Source organism: Pseudomonas sp. CFBP13508 (assembly GCF_005233515.1).
Classification (GTDB): Bacteria; Pseudomonadota; Gammaproteobacteria; order Pseudomonadales; family Pseudomonadaceae; genus Aquipseudomonas; species Aquipseudomonas mercuritolerans.
The window spans coordinates 263,025-282,245 of sequence record NZ_QFZZ01000004.1 but is presented as its reverse complement, the minus strand read 5'-3'; the positions used below and the strand labels follow the sequence as shown (position 1 = coordinate 282,245).

Below are 19,221 nucleotides of genomic sequence, written 5' to 3'. Positions count from 1 at the left end.
ATGGAATTCGCTTTCTATTTCGCATCAGGTATTGCTGTGGTGTCCACGCTGCGTGTGGTCACCAACACCAACCCTGTGCATGCCCTGCTCTACCTGATCATCTCGTTGATCGCCGTGGCCATGACCTTCTTCGCCCTCGGCGCGCCGTTCGCCGGTGTGCTGGAAGTGATCGCCTACGCCGGCGCCATCATGGTGCTGTTCGTGTTCGTGGTGATGATGCTCAACCTCGGTCCCGCCTCGGTGCAGCAGGAACGCACCTGGCTCAAGCCCGGCATCTGGGCAGGACCGGTGATTCTTGCCGCGCTGCTGCTGGCCGAACTGCTGTATGTGCTGTTCGCTCACCAGAGCGGCCAGGCCATCGGCCACACCACCGTAGACGCGAAAGCCGTGGGCATCAGCCTGTTCGGCCCGTACCTGCTGGTGGTCGAACTCGCCTCGATGCTGCTGCTCGCCGCAGCCGTCACGGCGTTCCATTTGGGCCGTAACGAGGCGAAGGAGTAAGACATGCCTGCTATCCCTCTCGAACATGGATTGGCCGTCGCCGGCATCCTGTTCTGCCTTGGTCTGGTCGGCCTGATGGTCCGCCGCAACATTTTGTTCGTGTTGATGAGTCTGGAAGTGATGATGAACGCCTCTGCCCTGGCCTTCATCGTCGCGGGCGCCCGCTGGGCGCAGCCGGATGGACAGATCATGTTCATCCTGGTGATCAGCCTTGCAGCGGCCGAGGCCAGTATTGGCCTGGCGATCCTGCTGCAACTGTATCGCCGCTTCCACACGCTCGATATCGACGCTGCCAGTGAGATGCGCGGATGAACCTACTCTTTCTGACTTTCGTATTCCCTCTGATCGGGTTCCTGTTGCTGTCGTTCTCGCGCGGCCGCTTCTCGGAAAACCTCTCGGCGCTGATCGGTGTCGGTTCGATCGGCCTGTCGGCCATCGTCACCGCTTACGTGATCTGGCAATTCAACGTCGCACCGCCGGAGGGTGGCGTGTACACCCAGGTGCTGTGGCGCTGGATGTCGGTGGAAGGTTTCCAGCCGAACTTCGCGCTGTATCTGGATGGCCTCTCGGTGACCATGCTCGGTGTGGTCGTCGGCGTCGGCTTCCTGATCCACCTGTTCGCGTCCTGGTACATGCGTGGCGAAGACGGTTACTCGCGCTTCTTCTCGTACACCAACCTGTTCATCGCCAGCATGCTGTTCCTGATCCTCGGCGATAACCTGCTGTTCATCTACTTCGGTTGGGAAGGCGTGGGCCTGTGCTCGTACCTGTTGATCGGTTTCTACTACAGCAACCGCAACAACGGTAACGCCGCACTCAAAGCTTTCATCGTCACCCGCATCGGCGACGTGTTCATGGCCATCGGCCTGTTCATCCTGTTCCAGCAACTGGGCACGCTGAACGTCCAGGAACTGCTGGTACGTGCGCCGGAGCACTTCAAGGTCGGTGACTTCTGGATCGTTCTGGCAACCCTGATGCTGCTCGGCGGTGCTGTCGGTAAATCGGCGCAACTGCCGCTGCAAACCTGGCTCGCGGATGCGATGGCCGGCCCTACCCCGGTTTCGGCACTGATCCACGCCGCGACCATGGTCACCGCCGGTGTCTACCTGATCGCCCGTACCCATGGTCTGTTCGCCTTGGCGCCGGACATCCTGCACCTCGTCGGCATCGTCGGTGGCGTGACCCTGGTACTGGCCGGTTTTGCCGCGCTGGTGCAGACCGACATCAAACGTATCCTCGCCTATTCGACCATGAGCCAGATCGGTTACATGTTCCTGGCGCTGGGCGTTGGTGCCTGGGAAGGCGCGATCTTCCACCTGATGACCCACGCCTTCTTCAAGGCCCTGCTGTTCCTTGCTTCCGGTGCGGTGATCGTTGCCTGCCACCACGAGCAGAACATCTTCAAGATGGGCGGTCTGTGGAAGAAACTGCCACTGGCCTACGCCAGCTTCATCGTCGGTGGTGCTGCGCTGGCCGCTCTGCCACTGGTCACCGCAGGCTTCTACTCCAAGGACGAAATCCTCTGGGAAGCGTTCGCCAGCGGCAACCAGGGTCTGCTTTACGCAGGTCTGGTGGGTGCGTTCATGACGTCGCTGTATACCTTCCGCCTGATCTTCATCGCGTTCCACGGTGAAGCCAAGACCGAAGCCCACGCCGGCCACGGCATTGCCCATTGGCTGCCTCTGTCGGTACTGATCGTGCTGTCGACTTTCGTCGGCGCGATGATCGTGCCGCCGCTGCACGGCGTACTGCCGCAAAGCGTCGGGCATGCCGGTGGCGAGGCCAAGCACAGTCTGGAAATCGCCTCGGGCGCCATCGCCCTGGCCGGTATCCTGCTGGCAGCGCTGCTGTTCCTCGGCAAGCGTCGCTTCGTCACGGCGATCGCCAACAGCGGCATCGGCCGTTTCCTTTCGGCCTGGTGGTTCGCTGCCTGGGGCTTCGACTGGATCTACGACAAACTGTTCGTCAAGCCGTACCTTGCGATCAGCCATGTACTGCGCAAAGACCCGCTCGACCAGACCATCGGTCTGATCCCGCGTATGGCCAAGGGTGGTCACACTGCCCTGAGCCGCACCGAGACCGGTCAACTGCGTTGGTACGCCGCCTCGATGGCTGCTGGTGCCGTGCTGGTGATCGGCGCCATCGTGCTGGTAGCGGTCTGATATGAACCTTGCGAATTTGCGAAAGGAAACGAGCCCGTCATGATTCTGCCTTGGCTAATCCTGATCCCCTTCATCGGCGGCCTGCTGTGCTGGATGGGTGAGCGCTTCGGCGCTACCCTCCCGCGCTGGATTGCGCTGTTGACCATGACCCTGGAACTCGCGCTCGGCCTCTGGCTGTGGGCCCACGGTGACTATTCATTCGCACCGGCGCCGGGCGCCGATCCGACCTGGGCGCTTGAGTTCAAGCATGTCTGGATCCAGCGTTTCGGCATCAACGTGCACCTGGCCCTCGACGGCCTGTCGCTGTTGATGATCCTGCTGACCGGCCTGCTGGGTATCCTCTCGGTACTCTGCTCGTGGAAAGAAATCCAACGTCACGTTGGCTTCTTCCACCTGAACCTGATGTGGATCCTGGGCGGTGTGGTCGGCGTGTTCCTCGCCCTCGACCTGTTCATGTTCTTCTTCTTCTGGGAAATGATGCTGGTGCCGATGTACTTCCTCATCGCGCTCTGGGGTCACAGTTCTTCGGACGGCAAGAAAACCCGGATCTACGCAGCGACCAAGTTCTTCATCTTCACTCAGGCGTCCGGCCTGATCATGCTGGTGGCGATCCTCGGTCTGGTGCTGGTCAACTTCAACAATACCGGCGTGATCACCTTCAACTACGCCGACCTGTTGAAAACCAAGATGTCGATGACCACCGAGTACATTCTGATGCTCGGCTTCTTCATCGCTTTCGCGGTCAAGCTGCCCGTCGTACCGTTCCACTCCTGGCTGCCTGATGCTCACGCCCAGGCGCCGACTGCCGGTTCCGTCGACCTCGCCGGTATCCTGCTGAAAACCGCGGCCTACGGCCTGCTGCGTTTCGCCCTGCCGCTGTTCCCGAACGCTTCGGCGGAGTTCGCGCCGATCGCCATGACCCTCGGTCTGATCGGGATCTTCTACGGCGCGTTCCTGGCGTTCGCACAAACCGACATCAAGCGTCTGATTGCCTTCTCTTCCGTTTCCCACATGGGCTTCGTGTTGATCGGTATCTACTCCGGCAGCCAACTGGCGCTGCAAGGCGCAGTGATCCAGATGCTGGCACACGGTCTGTCGGCAGCGGCACTGTTTATCCTCAGCGGTCAGTTGTACGAGCGTCTGCACACTCGGGACATGCGTGAGATGGGCGGTCTGTGGTCGCGTATCGCTTACCTGCCGGCCATCAGCCTGTTCTTCGCTGCGGCGTCGCTGGGCTTGCCGGGCACCGGTAACTTTGTCGGCGAATTCCTGATCCTGATCGGCTCCTTCGCCAGCGCTCCATGGGTCACGGCGATTGCCACTTCCGGTCTGGTGTTCGGTTCGGTCTACTCGCTGATCATGATCCACCGTGCCTATTTCGGCCCGTCGAAATCCGACGCGGTGCTGCACGGCATGGACGCGCGCGAACTGATCATGGTGCTCGGTCTGGCGGTGCTGCTGATTTACCTCGGCGTCTACCCGCAACCGTTCCTCGACACCTCTGCCGCCACCATGCATGGCGTGCAGCAGTGGCTCGGCACCGCCTTCTCTCAACTCGCTTCGGCCCGGTAAGAGCGCTATGGAATTCACGATTCAACACTTTATTGCGCTTGCGCCACTGTTGATCACCAGCCTCACCATTATCGTGGTGATGCTGGCAATCGCCTGGCGCCGCAACCACTCGCAGACCTTCCTGATTTCGGTGGCGGGTCTGAACCTGGCCCTGCTGTCGATCCTGCCTGCGTTGAAAGTCGCGCCTCTGGCCGTGACCCCGTTGCTGCAGATCGATGCCTTCGCCTGCCTGTACATGGCGATGATCCTGGTCGCCACCCTCGCCTGCGTCACCCTCGCCCACGCCTATCTCGGTGATGGCGGTTCGGGTTACCCGGGCAACCGCGAAGAACTGTATCTGCTGATCCTGATGGCCGCCGCCGGTGGTCTGGTCCTGGTCAGCGCGCAGCACCTGGCCGGTTTGTTCATTGGCCTGGAACTGCTGTCGGTACCGGTCTACGGTCTGGTGGCATACGCCTTCTTCAACAAGCGTTCGCTGGAAGCCGGCATCAAGTACATGGTGCTGTCGGCTGCCGGTTCCGCGTTCCTGCTGTTCGGTATGGCGCTGCTCTACGCCGACGCCGGTTCGCTGAGCTTCGTCGGCATCGGTCAGGCCCTGGCCGCGACCGGCCTGCCAAGCCCGCTGGCGCAACTGGGCCTGGGCATGATGCTGATCGGTCTGGCGTTCAAGCTGTCGCTGGTACCGTTCCACCTGTGGACGCCGGACGTCTACGAAGGTGCTCCGGCACCGGTGGCGGCGTTCCTCGCTACCGCTTCGAAGGTCGCAGTGTTTGCGGTGATGGTGCGTCTGTTCCAGATCTCCCCTGCTGCCAGCAGTGGTGTGCTCAGCGATGTGCTCAGCGTGATTGCGGTCGCCTCGATCCTGTTCGGTAACCTGCTGGCCCTGACCCAGAGCAACCTCAAGCGTCTGCTCGGTTACTCGTCGATTGCGCACTTCGGCTATCTGCTGATCGCGCTGGTGGCGAGCAAGGGTCTGGCGGTGGAAGCCATCGGCGTCTATCTGGTGACTTATGTCATCACCAGCCTCGGCGCGTTCGGCGTGATCACCCTGATGTCCTCGCCGTACAACGGCCGCGACGCTGACGCGCTGTACGAGTACCGCGGCCTGTTCTGGCGCCGTCCGTACCTGACTGCCGTGCTGACCGTAATGATGCTGTCCCTGGCCGGCATCCCGCTGACCGCCGGCTTTATCGGCAAGTTCTACATCATCGCCAGCGGCGTTGAAACGCGTCAGTGGTGGCTGGTCGGCGCACTGGTACTGGGCAGCGCCATCGGCGTTTTCTACTACCTGCGCGTGATGGTCACCCTGTACCTGATCGAGCCTAACCTGCGTCGCCACGACGCCCAGCTGCACTGGGAACAGAAGGCAGGCGGCGTGATGCTGCTGGCCATCGCCCTGGTCGCATTCTTCCTGGGCGTGTACCCGCAGCCATTGCTGGTGCTGGTACAGCAGGCGGGTCTGGCGGGCTGATTGCTCGGCTGATCTGGCTGGAAATGAAAACGGCACCTTCGGGTGCCGTTTTTTGTTTGTAGCAGAAGTCGATATCGCCGGAGTTTGTGCTGCCCTCATCGCGGGCATGCCCGCTTCCAAAGGTTTTTGTGTCGCCCATAAACCCGGGTTCATCGCAAACTCTTGTAGGAGTGAGCCTGCTCGCGATGGTGTCATGTCAGTTGAAAATCCGCCGTCTGACCCAGCGCTTTCGCGAGCAGGCTCGCTCCCACATTGGATCAATGCTACTCAAGATCGGTGGCACCCAAAATCCCTGTGCGAGCGAGCCTGCTCGCGAAAGCGGCAGATCAGGCAGCAAAAAAAACGGCACCTTCCGGTGCCGTTCGCTTCTCACATTTCCAATATCATTTACGCGCATCCGCCCACGATTTCAGCAGTTCGCTATAGCTAACGGTTTCGCCCTTCGGCTTCTCATTGGCCAGTTTCGGCTTCGGTGCGCCCGGCTGATCGAACCAGTATTGCGCATCGCGCTCAGGGTTCATCTTCGGCGCGCAAGTGGCCTGGGCCTTGGAGCGTTCGAGGCGTTCCATGATGCGGTCCTGATCCTTGGCCAGGCCATCGAGCGCTTGTTGCGGTGTTTTCTCGCCGCTGGCGGCTTCGGCGATATGGCTCCACCACAGCTGAGCGAGACGTGGATAGTCGGGCACGTTGGTACCGGTCGGCGACCACTGCACGCGGGCCGGGCTGCGATAGAACTCGACCAGACCACCGAGTTTCGGCGCCAGATCGGTCATGGCCTGCGAGTTGATGTCCGACTCGCGAATAGGGGTCAGACCGACGATGGTTTTCTTCAGCGAAACGGTTTTCGACGTGACGAACTGCGCGTACAGCCACGCCGCGAGTTTCTGTTTCTCAGGCGTGGATTTCATGAACGTCCACGACCCCACATCCTGATAGCCGAGCTTCATGCCCTCTTCCCAATACGGACCTTTAGGCGACGGCGCCATGCGCCATTTCGGCGTGCCGTCGGCGTTGACCACTGGCAGGCCGGGTTTGGTCATGTCGGCGGTGAACGCGGTGTACCAGAAGATCTGCTGGGCGATGTTGCCCTGCGATGGCACCGGGCCGGACTCGGAGAAGGTCATGCCGGCCGCTTCCGGTGGCGCGTATTTCTTCAGCCAGTCGACATATTTGGTGGTGGCAAACACGGCCGCAGGGCCGTTGGTGTCGCCGCCACGGGTCACGCTTGAACCGACGGGATGACAGTCTTCGACGCGGATGCCCCACTCGTCCACCGGCAAACCGTTGGGCAGTCCCTTGTCGCCGCCACCAGCCATGGAGAACCAGGCGTCGGTGAAGCGCCAGCCCAGCGACGGGTCTTTTTTGCCGTAATCCATGTGGCCGTAGACGCGTTTGCCGTCGATTTCCTTGACGTCTTCGCTGAAGAATTTGGCGATGTCTTCATAGGCCGACCAGTTCACCGGCACGCCTAATTCGTAGCCGTACTTTTCCTTGAACTTGGCTTTCAGATCGGCGCGCTCGAACCAGTCGGCGCGGAACCAGTACAGGTTGGCGAACTGCTGGTCGGGCAGTTGATAGATTTTGCCGTCCGGCGCGGTGGTGAAGGAGATGCCGATGAAGTCCTTGATGTCGAGTGTTGGCGAAGTGAAATTCTTGCCCTCATTGGCCATCAGGTCGGTGATCGATTCGGTCTTGCCGTAGCGAAAGTGCGTGCCGATCAGGTCGGAGTCGTTGACCCAGCCGTCATAGATGTTCTTGTCCGACTGCATCACCGTCTGCATCTTCTCGACCACGTCGCCTTCCTGCAGCAGGTCGTGGGTGAGTTTGATCCCGGTGATTTCGCTGAAGGCCTTGGCCAGCACCTTGGACTCGTATTCGTGGGTGGTCAGGGTCTCGGAGACGACCTTGATGTCCATGCCACGAAACGGCTCGGCGGCCTTGATGAACCACTTCAGTTCTTCAAGCTGCTGTTCGGCCGTCAGGGTCGAGGGCTTGAACTCGCTGCCGATCCATTTTTTTGCAGCATCTTCGTAGGCGTCGGCCCAGGCAGATGCGCTCAGACCGCTGAGTGCCAGCATGGCTGCCAATGAAATGCTATGTCGCAGCTTATTGTTTTTATCGAACATAGAGACCTCCTGTTTAAGTTGTGGAGCCGCGTTGCCGAACGATTCGACTAGCCCCAACGCATCACAGCCAACAGCCACACCAGGGACAACGCGGACGCTACCCAGATGCTCCAGTCGGTGACGCCGATTACCAGCAAATGCAGGTAGGCGCTGCCGAGAAGACCGATAAACAAGCGATCGCCACGGGTGGTGGCAATCGGCAGAAACCCGCGCCGCAGAATGCTCGGCGAGCGCAATTCCCAGGTGGTCATGCCCACCAGAATCAGACCGATGCCGATGAAGAACGCGGCGGTCGGTGTCGTCCAGCTCATCCATTCCATCATCAGTTCCTCAGACTCGACCGAGGGCAAAGCCCTTGGCCACGTGGTTGCGTACAAACCAGATCACCAGCATGCCCGGCAGGATGGTCAACACCCCCGCCGCTGCCAGCACGCCCCAATCGATCCCCGACGCCGACACCGTGCGCGTCATCACTGCCGCAATCGGCTTGGCGTTGACCGAAGTCAGCGTGCGCGCCAGCAGCAGCTCGACCCAGGAAAACATGAAGCAGAAAAACGCCGTGACACCGATACCGGAACCGATCAACGGGATGAAAATCTTCACGAAGAACTTGGGGAAACTGTAGCCGTCGATGTAGGCCGTTTCGTCTATCTCCTTGGGCACGCCAGACATGAAACCTTCGAGAATCCACACCGCCAGCGGCACGTTGAACAGGCAGTGCGCCAAAGCCACGGCGATGTGCGTGTCGAACAGGCCGATCGACGAATACAACTGAAAGAACGGCAGCAAGAACACCGCCGGCGGCGCCATGCGATTGGTCAGCAGCCAAAAGAACAGATGCTTGTCGCCGAGGAAACGATAGCGTGAAAACGCGTAAGCCGCCGGTAACGCCACGCTCAGGGAAATCACCGTGTTGAGGCTGACGTAATACAGCGAGTTCAAGTAGCCGGTGTACCAGCTCGGATCAGTGAAGATCACCTTGTAGTTCGCCAGCGTGAATTCCTGTGGGAAAAGCGTCAGGCCGCCGAGGATTTCGGTGTTGCTCTTGAACGACATGTTCAGCAGCCAGTAGATCGGCACCAGCAGGAACAGGATGTAGACCAGCAACGGAATAAGCTTTTTCTTGCTCATGGCCGGGCCTCAGCGGTTGGCGTCGGAGTGCGTCATGGCGGTATAGAACAGCCACGACACCAACAGGATGATCAGGAAGTACACCAGCGAAAACGCCGCTGCCGGACCGAGGTCGAATTGCCCTACAGCCATCTGCGTCAACGTCTGACTGAGGAAGGTCGTGGCATTGCCCGGCCCGCCGCCGGTGAGCACGAACGGCTCGGTGTAGATCATGAAACTGTCCATGAAGCGCAGCATCACCGCGATCAGCAGTACGCTTTTCAGCTTGGGCAATTGAATGTGGCGGAACACCGCCCAGGCCGAGGCGCGATCGATGCGCGCGGCCTGGTAATAGACGTCGGGAATCGCCCGCAGGCCTGAGAAACACAGCAGCGCGACCAGAGAAGTCCAATGCCAGACGTCCATCACCAGCACCGTCACCCAGGCGTCCATGGTGTTGGCCGCGTAGTTGTAGCTGATGCCCATCGCGTTGAGGCTGGAACCGAGCAGGCCGATGTCGGCGCGGCCGAAGATCTGCCAGATGGTGCCGACCACGTTCCACGGAATCAGCAGCGGAATCGCCAGAATGATCAGCACCACCGAGGACCAGCGGCCCTTGGTCGGCATGGTCAGCGCGACGGCGATGCCCAGCGGGATTTCGATCAGCAGCACGCACGCCGAGTAGATGAACTGGCGCAGCAGCGAGTCATGCAGGCGCGGATCAAGCAACACTTGTTTGTACCAGTCAGCGCCAACGAAGTAGCGGCTGGACTGGTCGAAGATGTCCTGCACCGAATAGTTGACCACGGTCATCATCGGGATCACCGCACTGAACGCCACCAGCAGGAACACCGGCAGCACCAGCCACCAGGCCTTGTTGTTCTGCACCTTGTTCATGGCTGCACCTCCTCGTCGCTGACTTCCAGGAGAAATTCGTCGGCATAGACCATCAGCCATTGCGCCGGAAAACTGATGTAAGCCGTGCCCTGCGGCACCGGTTTGTCTTCGGCCAGACGCACCTTCAACGGCGCGCCGTCGAGGTTGAGAGTCATGATTTTGTAGGTGCCGAGGTCTTCGACGTGTACGACTTTGGCCTGCATGGCGTCGTCAAACGGCTCGTCCCACACATGAATGAACTCCGGGCGGATGCCGACCTTGAGATTTTTCCACTGGCCGTGCTCGATATGGCGCTGCAAGGCGTCGGACAACGGCAGGTGCGTCGAAGCGAAACCGACGCCACCGGGCTGCGGCTGCACCTCGATCAGATTCATCCCCGGGCTGCCGATGAAATAGCCGACAAAGGTGTGGCTCGGCCGCTCGAACAATTCCCGTGGCGTACCGAACTGGACGATCTGGCCGCCGTACATCACCGCGATCTTGTCGGCGAACGTCGAAGCTTCCAGTTGATCGTGGGTGACGTAGACCATGGTGATATTGAACTGCTCGTGGATCTGCTTGAGCTTGCGCCGCAGTTTCCACTTCAGGTGCGGGTCGATCACCGTCAGCGGCTCATCGAAGAGGATTGCCGAGACGTCGTCGCGCACCAGGCCACGGCCCATGGAGACTTTCTGCTTTTCGTCGGCGGTGAGATTGCGCGCTTTTTTGCTCAGCAGATTCTGCAGATCGAGCACTTCGGCAATTTCCTGCACCTTGCTGTGCACTTTCGCCTCGGCCATGCCCTGGTTTCGCAGCGGGAAGGCGAGGTTGTCGAACACGGTCATGGTGTCGTAGACCACCGGAAACTGGAAAACCTGGGCGATGTTGCGCTTCTCCGGGGTCAGGTCGTTGACCGCTTTGCCGTCGAACAACACATGGCCCTGGGACGGGCTGAGCAGGCCGGAAATGATGTTGAGCAAGGTCGACTTGCCGCAACCGGACGGGCCGAGCAAGGCGTAGGCGCCGCCCTGCTCCCAGACGTGATCCATCTCGCGGATCGCATAATCCTCCGCGCCACTGGGGGTTTTGCTGTAGCTGTGGGCGAGGTGCTGCAAACGGATTTCGGCCATCAGGCAACCCTCGCGACACGCCGGCCCGGTGCTTGCACCAGACGGCCCTGCGCATCGAAAACGAACAGTTTGTGGGTCGGGATATAGATGCGGATCGGCGCATCGACGTCGTATTCATGAACACCCGGCAAGTGCAGCACCAACAGAAAGTGCTCGTTGCGTACATGCAGGAAGGTTTCCGAACCGCTGATTTCGGCGACCTCGACGGTCACCGCCAGTTCGAGGTCGTCATCGTTGCTCGGCACCAGCGAGATATGGCTGGGGCGCACGCCGAAGCGGAACTCGCCCTCGCCTACCGGGCGCAGATCGACGTTCAACGGGAAGTGCACAAAATTGGCGAAGCTGACTTCGTTGCCGGCGATGCGTCCCGGCATCAAGTTGATCGGTGGTTCGGAGAACAGTTCAGCGGCGAGCACCGATTGCGGCTGGTGATACACCTCGGTCGACGGCCCGCTCTGGATCACCCGGCCTTCGTGAAGAATGGTCGTGGTGCCGCCGAGGGCCAGCGCTTCGTTGGGCTCGGTGGTGGCGTAGATGGCGATGGTGTGGCGGGCCTTGAACAGCTCGCGCATTTCCTGACGCAGCTCTTCGCGCAGCTTGTAGTCGAGGTTGACCAGCGGCTCGTCGAAGAGGATCAGTTCAGCATCCTTGACCAGCGCGCGGGCCATGGCCGTGCGCTGTTGCTGCCCACCGGAGAGCTCCAGCGGATAGCGCTGCAAGAACTTCTCGATGCGCAGCATGCGTGCGGTTTCCTGCACCTTGCTGTGGATGATCTCTTTCGAGATGCCGGCCTGACGCAGTGGCGAGGCGATGTTCTCAAATACCGTCATGGTCGGGTAATTGATGAACTGCTGATAGACCATCGACACGTTGCGCAGCCGCACCGGGCGCTGGGTGACGTCGACGCCGTTCATCAACACGCGGCCGCTGTCGGGCTTGTCGAGACCGGCCATCAGACGCATGAGACTGGTCTTGCCGGACAGGGTGCGCCCGAGCAGAACGTTGAAGGATCCGGGTTCGAATTTCAGGCACGCATCGTCGATCCAGATCTGGCCCTCGACGGTACGGCTGACGTGCTCCAGGGTGAGTGACATGGCTCGGCCTTTGTTATTTTTGGAGTCAAGCGACCGGAGCAACAGAGCGACATTCGTGCCAGAAATTGCAAGTGGTTGATTTGTCTTGGGAAGCAGTGTTTACGGGGGCAAGCGGCGTTCACAGCTGAACACTTTTGAACAGTCGGGGTGATTGACAATGAACAATAGTGAACAACACTCTATGCACGCTTTTGCCGACCTTGAATGCGATGGAGATGCTCTGTGGGAGCGAGCCTGCTCGCGAAAGCGGTGTGTCATTCAATGAATGCATTGACTGAACCGACGCTTTCGCGAGCAGGCTCGCTCCCACAGGGGATTTGTGTAGTTTTGAAGATCGGGTTCATAACAATAATAAAATCGCTGCACTCAGAGGCTCGCCCCCATGGCCGCACCTGCTTCGCCGCTGTCCCACGACGCGATCGTCCAGACCTCCTGGCAACGTTGCCGCGCGTTCGGCCTCGACCACCAAAGCGCCCCGGCCTTCGATCAATTGCCCGCCGCCGGCATTGCGCGGTTGCTCGACAGCCATCATTCGCTGGTGCAGACAACGCATCAGGAAGTCCTGCCCTACTACGAAAACATCCTCAGCAACTCCAACTGCCTGATCATGCTCGCCGACAATCAGGGCCAAGTGCTGACCTCGTGGGGCACACAGCGCTTTATCGAGCCGAATCTGGCCCGGGGCTTTCAGGCCGGGGCGAGCTGGATGGAGCGCAGCAGCGGCACCAATGCAATCGGCACCGCACTGGCCTGTGAGCAGGCGGTGCACATCGAACACGACGAACACTTTCTCAAGGCCAACCGCTTCATGACCGGCTCCGCCGCGCCGATTTTCGACGCCGAGCGCAAGGTCATCGCCGTGCTCGATGTCTCCAGCGACAGCTACCTGCCGCCCTCGCACACCCTGGGCATGGTCAAGATGATGAGCCAGACCGTGGAGAACCGGCTGATCCTCAACCTGTTCCACGGCCAGCATTTTCAACTGACCTTCAACACCGGATTGAACAACCTCGACAGCCAATGGGCCGGGTTGTTGATCTTCGATGAGAGCGGCCAAGTGCTCTCGGCCAATCGCCGGGCCGACAATCTGCTCGGTGTGCGTCTGTCGCGCGTGAGTGTCGAAAGCCTGTTCAAAGTGTCATTGCTGGAGTTGATCAATCAACCCGAGGGCTTGCCGTTTGCCTTGCAGACTTCGGGGCGCAACCGCTTCCAGTGCTTGCTGAAACGGCCGAAACAGGCACCGGTGCAGGCGCGGGTGTTTGTCGCCGAGGACAAGCCTGCGCCAGCCAGTGCGATCAGCCTCAATACCCTGCACTTCGGCGACAGTCGCGTGGAAAAAGCCGTGCGCCAGGCTGAGCGCTTGCTGGAGAAGGACATTCCGTTGTTGATCCACGGCGAAACCGGCGTCGGCAAGGAAGTGTTCGTCAAAGCCTTGCACCAAGCCAGCTCCCGACAGAAACAGGCATTCATCGCGGTGAACTGCGCAGCGATCCCCGCTGAACTGGTCGAGTCCGAGTTGTTCGGTTACGAGAAAGGCGCGTTCACCGGGGCCAACCAGAAAGGCAGCATCGGCCTGATCCGCAAGGCCGACAAAGGCACGCTGTTTCTCGATGAGATCGGTGACATGCCGCTGCCAACTCAGGCGCGTTTGTTGCGCGTGTTGCAGGAGCGCTGCGTGCAGCCAGTGGGCAGCAGCGAGTTGTTCCCGGTGGATTTGCGGATTATCTCGGCGACCAACCGATCGTTGCGCGAGCAGGTGCAACTGGGCAGATTTCGTGAGGATTTGTATTACCGCATTGGTGGCCTGACCCTGGAACTGCCGCCGTTACGCGAACGCAGCGACAAGCAGGCGCTGTTCAAACGGCTGTGGGAGCAGCATCGCGAGCCGACGCAATGGGCGGGGCTGAGCCCTGAAGTTCTGGAGTTGTTTGAAAAGCATCCGTGGCCGGGGAATTTGCGTCAGGTCAGCAGCGTGATGCAAGTGGCGCTGGCCATGGCCGAGGAACAACCGGTGCGGCCTGAGCATCTGCCGGATGATTTTTTTGTCGACCTGGAGATGGAGCCGGTCGAAGTGGCTGCGCCGTTGGGGCTGGATTTGAATGATGTCGAAGCGCTGAATCGCGAGTTGAAGGCGGCCGGAGGGAATATTTCGCACCTGGCGCGGCGGTTGGGGGTGAGTCGGAATACGCTGTATAAGCGGTTGCGGCAAATTGGCAACTGAGTACACCCCTTTGCCCCTCACCCCAGCCCTCTCCCCGAGGAGAGGGAGCCGACCGAGGTGTCTTGCGTTATACATCGACCTGAAAAACACGCGTCGATTATGGATTAGGCGAACATCGTCCTGTTCGGCTACTGCATCAACCCCTTGCCCCTCACCCCAGCCCTCTCCCCGAGGAGAGGGAGCCGATTGGGGGATATTCGAGAGATGCGCCGACCTGATCTGGCTTCACCGAATCCATAATCGACTCGGTCGTTCAGGTCGGCGTATAGCAAAAGACACCTCGGTCAGTTCCCTCTCCCTCTGGGAGAGGGTTAGGGTGAGGGGCTTTTGGCTTTTGAATCAGTCAGCCAGACGCCAGGTAGTCCCACCCTTGCCATCTTCCAGCACCACGCCCATCGCCGTCAGCTGATCACGAATCCGGTCCGACTCGGCCCAGTCTTTCGCCGCCCGAGCTGCCAGGCGCGCCGCAATCAGTGCATCGACTTCAGCCGCGTCGACCCGCCCTTCAGCACCGGCCTGCAGGAAGTCATCCGCCTCCAACTGCAACACACCCAGCACACTCGCCAGTTCTTTCAGACGTGCCGCCAGCCCCGCCGCTGCATCAAGATCGCTCTCACGCAGACGGTTGATCTCACGCACCATCTCGAACAGCACGGCGCAGGCTTCAGGGGTGCCGAAGTCGTCGTTCATCACCGTGGTGAAACGCTCGACAAACGCTTCGCCACCGGCCGGCGCCACGCTCGGCAGGCCTTTCAACGCGTGGTAGAAACGCTCAAGCGCGCCCTTGGCGTCCTTGAGGTTGTCTTCCGAATAGTTGATCGCGCTGCGGTAGTGGCTCGATACCAGCAGGTAACGCACGACTTCCGGGTGGTACTTGTCGAGCACATCGCGGATGGTGAAGAAGTTGTTCAAGGACTTGGACATCTTCTCGCCATTGATGCGAATCATCCCGCAATGCATCCACGCGTTGGCGTACGTCTTGCCGGTGGCCGCTTCGCTCTGGGCGATTTCGTTTTCGTGGTGCGGGAACTCCAGATCGCTGCCGCCGCCATGAATATCGAAAGTCTCGCCGAGGCAGCAGGTCGACATCACCGAGCACTCGATGTGCCAGCCCGGACGCCCGGCGCCCCATGGCGATTCCCAGCTCGGCTCGCCCGGCTTGGCGGCTTTCCACAGCACGAAGTCGAGCGGGTCTTGTTTCGACTCGTCGACCTCGATGCGTGCACCGATGCGCAAATCTTCGATCTTCTTGCGCGACAGCTTGCCGTAGCCCATGAACTTGGCGACGCGGTAGTACACGTCGCCATTGCCCGGCGCATAGGCGTAGCCCTTGTCGATCAGGGTCTGGATCATCGCGTGCATGCCAGCGATGTGATCGGTGGCGCGCGGTTCCATGTCCGGCTTCTGGATGTTCAGGCGCGCTTCGTCTTCGTGCATCGCGGCGATCATGCGCTCGGTCAGTGCTTCGAACGACTCACCGTTCTCACGGGCACGATTGATGATCTTGTCGTCGATGTCGGTGATGTTGCGCACGTAGGTCAGGTCATAACCGCTGAAGCGCAGCCAGCGCGTCACCAGGTCAAACGCGACCATGCTGCGGCCGTGGCCGAGGTGGCAGTAGTCGTACACGGTCATTCCGCAGACGTACATGCGCACCTTGTTGCCATCCAGCGGCTTGAAGACTTCTTTGCTCTTGCTGAGCGTGTTGTAGATCGTTAGCACGTTAGTTCCTTGACTCACTCACTGGCCCCACGAATCACGCAGGGTCACGGTACGGTTGAATACCGGCTGACCGGGTTTCGAGTCCTTCAGGTCTGCGACGAAGTAGCCTTCGCGCTCGAACTGGAAACGGTCTTCCGGCTGTGCATTGCCGAGCGATGGCTCGGCGCGACAACCGGTCAGCACTTGCAGCGAGTCAGGGTTGATGTTGTCGAGGAAGCTGGCGCTGTCTTCGGCCTTTTCCGGGTTCGGCGAACGGAACAGGCGATCGTACAGACGCACTTCGCACTCGACGCTGGCGGCGGCCGGCACCCAGTGGATCACGCCTTTGACCTTGCGCCCTTCCGGGTTCTTGCCGAGGGTGTCCGGGTCGTACGAGCAACGCAGTTCGACGATGTTGCCGTCGGCGTCCTTGATCGCTTCGTCGGCACGGATCACGTAGCTGCCGCGCAGACGCACTTCACCGGCCGGTTCCAGGCGCTTGTAGCCCTTCGGCGGCTCTTCCATGAAGTCTTCGCGGTCGATGTAGATTTCCCGGGCGAACGGCAGCGCGCGCACGCCCATGTCTTCTTTCGGGTGGCGTGGCAGTTCGAGGTTTTCGACCTGGCCTTCCGGGTAGTTGGTGATGACCACTTTCAGCGGGCGCAGCACGCACATCGCGCGCGGTGCGCTGTGGTCGAGATCGTCGCGGATGCTGAATTCGAGCATGCCGAAATCGACCACGCCGTCGGAACGGTTGGTGCCGATCATTTCGCAGAAGTTGCGGATCGATTTCGGCGTGTAGCCACGGCGGCGAAAGCCCGACAGCGTGGACATGCGCGGATCGTCCCAGCCGTTGACGTGCTTCTCGTCAACCAGTTGCTTGAGCTTGCGCTTGCTGGTGATCGTGTAGTTCAGGTTCAGGCGGCTGAACTCGTACTGGCGCGGGTTCGCCGGCACCGGCAGGTTCTCCAGGAACCACTCGTACAGCGGACGATGGCTTTCGAACTCGAGGGTGCAGATCGAATGGGTGATGCCTTCGATGGCATCCGACTGCCCGTGGGTGAAGTCGTAGTTCGGGTAGATGCACCACTTGTCGCCGGTCTGGTGGTGATGCGCGTGGCGGATGCGATACATGATCGGGTCGCGCAGGTTCATGTTCGGCGAGGCCATGTCGATCTTCGCCCGCAGCACGCGCGCGCCGTCCGGGAATTCACCGGCCTTCATGCGCGCGAACAGGTCGAGGTTTTCCTCAACCGAACGGTCACGGAACGGGCTGTTCTTGCCCGGCTCGGTCAGGCTGCCACGGTATTCCTTGGCCTGCTCCGGGGTCAGGTCGTCGACGTAGGCCTTGCCGGCCTTGATCAGCTCGACGGCCCAGTCGTGCAACTGGTCGAAATACTGCGAGGCGTAGCGCACTTCACCGGACCATTCGAAGCCCAGCCATTTGACGTCGCTTTCGATGGCGTCGATGTATTCCTGATCTTCCTTGGCCGGGTTGGTGTCGTCGAAACGCAGGTGCGTGACGCCACCGAACTCCTGGGCCAGGCCGAAGTTGACGCAGATCGACTTGGCGTGGCCGATGTGCAGGTAGCCGTTGGGCTCCGGCGGGAAGCGAGTCACGATCTGGGTGTGCTTGCCCGAGTCCAGGTCTGCCTGGATGATCGGCCGCAGGAAGTTGACCGGCACGGCAGGGCCGGACTTGGCATTCGAGGTAGGGTCGACAGTGGGCTTGCTCATAGGATCCTTGACGTACAGGTGCGCGGCCGCAAAGAGGGGCCAGACAAAACAAAGCCGCTATCATAGCCGATGCTGTCAAGGGCCTGACAGAGCAGCTCTTATAAAGGCACGCATTTAATCGCCGGGAAATGAAAAACCGCCTCGAAATTCGCGCCTGTCACGCTAAACTGCGCACCTTGGCCGAAGCAGGCTGAACCGGTTGTGGGGCTCAATGTCCCAGAACCACGAATTCCCTATGAAGAGTAATGACCATGACTCAAGTCAAACTGACCACCAACCATGGCGACATCGTCATCGAACTGAACGCTGAAAAGGCGCCGATCACCGTTGCCAACTTCATCGAGTACGTCAACGCCGGTCACTACACCAACACCGTATTCCACCGCGTCATCGGCAACTTCATGATCCAGGGCGGCGGTTTCGAGCCTGGCATGAAAGAAAAGAAAGACAAGCGTCCAAGCATCCAGAACGAAGCGGACAATGGTCTCTCCAACGACAAATACACCGTCGCCATGGCCCGCACCATGGAGCCGCATTCGGCATCGGCGCAGTTCTTTATCAACGTCGCCGACAACACTTTCCTCAACCACAGCGGCAAGAACGTGCAGGGCTGGGGCTACGCGGTATTCGGTAAAGTGACCGCCGGCACCGACGTTGTCGACAAGATCAAAGGCGTGTCGACCACCTCCAAGGCCGGCCACCAGGACGTACCCGCAGACGACGTGATCATCGAGAAAGCCGAGATCATCGAAGCGTGATATTGCTGATTTCAGACTTGCATCTGGAAGAGGAGCGCCCGGACATAACCCGGGCGTTTCTGGATTTGCTCGCCGGACGCGCCCGCTCGGCGAGTGCGTTGTACATCCTCGGCGACTTCTTCGAGGCGTGGATTGGCGACGACGCCATGACGCCCTTTCAGCGCTCCATCTGCCAGGCCCTGCGCGATTTGAGCGACAGCGGCACGGCCATCTTTCTGATGCACGGCAATCGCGATTTCATGCTCGGCAAGGCCTTCTGCAAACAGGCCGGCTGCACCTTGCTGAAGGATCCGAGTGTCGTGCAGTTCTACGGCGAGCCAGTGCTGCTGATGCACGGCGACAGCCTGTGCACCCGCGACGTTGGCTACATGAAGCTGCGCCGCTACCTGCGCAACCCGATCACCCTCTTCATCCTCCGTCATCTGCCGCTGAGCAGCCGCCACCAACTGGCGCGCAAGCTACGCAGCGAAAGCCGTGCACAGACGCGGATGAAGGCCAATGACATCGTTGATGTCACCCCGGAAGAGATTCCGCGAGTGATGCAGGAATTCGGCGTGAAAACCCTGATCCACGGCCACACCCACCGCCCGGCAATTCACAAGTTGCAGCTTGGTGAACAAGCGGCGAAGCGGATTGTGCTGGGGGATTGGGATCGTCAGGGATGGGCGTTGCAGGTGGATGAGAGTGGGTATGCCTTGGCGCCATTCGATTTCGCCCCGCCACCCGCCCTGCCCGCCCCTACGATTTAAAGCCAAACACAAA

16 protein-coding genes and 1 pseudogene are annotated in these 19,221 nt (G+C 60.3%); 8 read left to right on the top strand and 9 right to left on the bottom strand.

All coding sequences use genetic code 11. The features are described from left to right. Genes nuoJ through nuoN form a run of 5 tightly spaced genes read left to right on the top strand, consistent with a single transcriptional unit; the run spans window position 1 to window position 5,706 of the window. On the top strand, window positions 1–501 hold the full coding sequence (nuoJ, locus tag PspCFBP13508_RS13430) for an NADH-quinone oxidoreductase subunit J (protein ID WP_007951462.1): 501 nt from the start codon (window positions 1–3) through the stop codon (window positions 499–501). A 3-nt stretch (window positions 502–504) separates the two neighbouring features. Continuing rightward, a complete protein-coding gene (gene nuoK / locus PspCFBP13508_RS13425) occupies window positions 505–813 on the top strand; it encodes an NADH-quinone oxidoreductase subunit NuoK (protein ID WP_003180046.1) in 309 nt (102 codons plus the stop codon). After that, window positions 810–2,663 (top strand): NADH-quinone oxidoreductase subunit L, encoded by a 1,854-nt coding sequence (nuoL, locus tag PspCFBP13508_RS13420; protein ID WP_024013419.1) that lies wholly within the window; start codon window positions 810–812, stop codon window positions 2,661–2,663. Before nuoK ends, nuoL begins: the two co-directional genes overlap by 4 nt. Window positions 2,664–2,702: 39 nt before the next feature. Beyond that, complete coding sequence (nuoM, locus tag PspCFBP13508_RS13415) at window positions 2,703–4,235, top strand: NADH-quinone oxidoreductase subunit M (RefSeq protein WP_016775285.1); 1,533 nt, start codon at window positions 2,703–2,705, stop codon at window positions 4,233–4,235. A gap of 7 nt (window positions 4,236–4,242) precedes the next feature. Beyond that, window positions 4,243–5,706, top strand: a complete 1,464-nt coding sequence (nuoN, locus tag PspCFBP13508_RS13410; protein WP_101159113.1) for an NADH-quinone oxidoreductase subunit NuoN — start codon at window positions 4,243–4,245, stop codon at window positions 5,704–5,706. 383 nt (window positions 5,707–6,089) lie between these two features. Here the strand turns inward: nuoN and PspCFBP13508_RS13405 are convergent, their stop codons facing one another. The 7 genes and pseudogenes from PspCFBP13508_RS13405 to PspCFBP13508_RS27655 all read right to left on the bottom strand — a co-directional run. Further along, window positions 6,090–7,832: an ABC transporter substrate-binding protein gene (locus tag PspCFBP13508_RS13405; protein ID WP_016775286.1), complete on the bottom strand. Its 1,743-nt coding sequence runs from the start codon at window positions 7,830–7,832 to the stop codon at window positions 6,090–6,092. A 47-nt stretch (window positions 7,833–7,879) separates the two neighbouring features. Beyond that, window positions 7,880–8,152, bottom strand: a complete 273-nt coding sequence (locus tag PspCFBP13508_RS13400) for a DUF2160 domain-containing protein (RefSeq protein ID WP_038861868.1) — start codon at window positions 8,150–8,152, stop codon at window positions 7,880–7,882. A 10-nt stretch (window positions 8,153–8,162) separates the two neighbouring features. Then, a complete protein-coding gene (locus PspCFBP13508_RS13395) occupies window positions 8,163–8,963 on the bottom strand; it encodes a carbohydrate ABC transporter permease (RefSeq protein ID WP_073471306.1) in 801 nt (266 codons plus the stop codon). A gap of 9 nt (window positions 8,964–8,972) precedes the next feature. Then, window positions 8,973–9,839, bottom strand: a complete 867-nt coding sequence (locus tag PspCFBP13508_RS13390; RefSeq protein ID WP_007912484.1) for a sugar ABC transporter permease — start codon at window positions 9,837–9,839, stop codon at window positions 8,973–8,975. Next, window positions 9,836–10,948, bottom strand: coding sequence for an ABC transporter ATP-binding protein (locus tag PspCFBP13508_RS13385; protein ID WP_041477087.1), 1,113 nt, complete (start codon window positions 10,946–10,948; stop codon window positions 9,836–9,838). Before PspCFBP13508_RS13385 ends, PspCFBP13508_RS13390 begins: the two co-directional genes overlap by 4 nt. Continuing rightward, on the bottom strand, window positions 10,948–12,042 hold the full coding sequence (locus PspCFBP13508_RS13380) for an ABC transporter ATP-binding protein (protein WP_016775291.1): 1,095 nt from the start codon (window positions 12,040–12,042) through the stop codon (window positions 10,948–10,950). Before PspCFBP13508_RS13380 ends, PspCFBP13508_RS13385 begins: the two co-directional genes overlap by 1 nt. A 220-nt stretch (window positions 12,043–12,262) precedes the next feature. Continuing rightward, window positions 12,263–12,352 (bottom strand): annotated as a pseudogene (locus PspCFBP13508_RS27655) (metal ABC transporter ATP-binding protein); the annotation flags it as partial. 72 nt (window positions 12,353–12,424) lie between these two features. Here PspCFBP13508_RS27655 and PspCFBP13508_RS13370 point away from each other — a divergent pair. Continuing rightward, complete coding sequence (locus tag PspCFBP13508_RS13370; protein WP_137214781.1) at window positions 12,425–14,263, top strand: sigma-54-dependent Fis family transcriptional regulator; 1,839 nt, start codon at window positions 12,425–12,427, stop codon at window positions 14,261–14,263. 339 nt (window positions 14,264–14,602) lie between these two features. On the opposite strand, the gene cysS is transcribed toward PspCFBP13508_RS13370, so the two are convergent. Beyond that, entirely contained in the window at window positions 14,603–15,985 is a 1,383-nt protein-coding gene (gene cysS, locus PspCFBP13508_RS13365) for a cysteine--tRNA ligase (protein WP_122612129.1), read from the bottom strand. Window positions 15,986–16,003: 18 nt separating this feature from the next. After that, entirely contained in the window at window positions 16,004–17,701 is a 1,698-nt protein-coding gene (locus PspCFBP13508_RS13360) for a glutamine--tRNA ligase/YqeY domain fusion protein (RefSeq protein ID WP_024013424.1), read from the bottom strand. 251 nt (window positions 17,702–17,952) lie between these two features. On the opposite strand from PspCFBP13508_RS13360, the gene PspCFBP13508_RS13355 reads away from it, so the two are divergent. Beyond that, window positions 17,953–18,459 carry a peptidylprolyl isomerase gene (locus PspCFBP13508_RS13355; RefSeq protein ID WP_095189877.1) on the top strand — a complete coding sequence of 169 codons (507 nt, stop codon included), beginning with the start codon at window positions 17,953–17,955 and terminating at the stop codon, window positions 18,457–18,459. Next, window positions 18,456–19,208 (top strand): UDP-2,3-diacylglucosamine diphosphatase, encoded by a 753-nt coding sequence (gene lpxH / locus PspCFBP13508_RS13350; RefSeq protein WP_137214780.1) that lies wholly within the window; start codon window positions 18,456–18,458, stop codon window positions 19,206–19,208. Before PspCFBP13508_RS13355 ends, lpxH begins: the two co-directional genes overlap by 4 nt. Window positions 19,209–19,221 lie beyond the last annotated feature (13 nt).

Coding starts and splice junctions, on each gene's coding strand:
- nuoJ (WP_007951462.1), top strand. CDS start 1: ATGGAATTCGCTTTCTATTTCGCATCAGGTATTGCTGTGGTGTCCACG.
- nuoK (WP_003180046.1), top strand. CDS start 505: ATGCCTGCTATCCCTCTCGAACATGGATTGGCCGTCGCCGGCATCCTG.
- nuoL (WP_024013419.1), top strand. CDS start 810: ATGAACCTACTCTTTCTGACTTTCGTATTCCCTCTGATCGGGTTCCTG.
- nuoM (WP_016775285.1), top strand. CDS start 2,703: ATGATTCTGCCTTGGCTAATCCTGATCCCCTTCATCGGCGGCCTGCTG.
- nuoN (WP_101159113.1), top strand. CDS start 4,243: ATGGAATTCACGATTCAACACTTTATTGCGCTTGCGCCACTGTTGATC.
- PspCFBP13508_RS13405 (WP_016775286.1), bottom strand. CDS start 7,832: ATGTTCGATAAAAACAATAAGCTGCGACATAGCATTTCATTGGCAGCC.
- PspCFBP13508_RS13400 (WP_038861868.1), bottom strand. CDS start 8,152: ATGGAATGGATGAGCTGGACGACACCGACCGCCGCGTTCTTCATCGGC.
- PspCFBP13508_RS13395 (WP_073471306.1), bottom strand. CDS start 8,963: ATGAGCAAGAAAAAGCTTATTCCGTTGCTGGTCTACATCCTGTTCCTG.
- PspCFBP13508_RS13390 (WP_007912484.1), bottom strand. CDS start 9,839: ATGAACAAGGTGCAGAACAACAAGGCCTGGTGGCTGGTGCTGCCGGTG.
- PspCFBP13508_RS13385 (WP_041477087.1), bottom strand. CDS start 10,948: ATGGCCGAAATCCGTTTGCAGCACCTCGCCCACAGCTACAGCAAAACC.
- PspCFBP13508_RS13380 (WP_016775291.1), bottom strand. CDS start 12,042: ATGTCACTCACCCTGGAGCACGTCAGCCGTACCGTCGAGGGCCAGATC.
- PspCFBP13508_RS13370 (WP_137214781.1), top strand. CDS start 12,425: ATGGCCGCACCTGCTTCGCCGCTGTCCCACGACGCGATCGTCCAGACC.
- PspCFBP13508_RS13360 (WP_024013424.1), bottom strand. CDS start 17,701: ATGAGCAAGCCCACTGTCGACCCTACCTCGAATGCCAAGTCCGGCCCT.
- PspCFBP13508_RS13355 (WP_095189877.1), top strand. CDS start 17,953: ATGACTCAAGTCAAACTGACCACCAACCATGGCGACATCGTCATCGAA.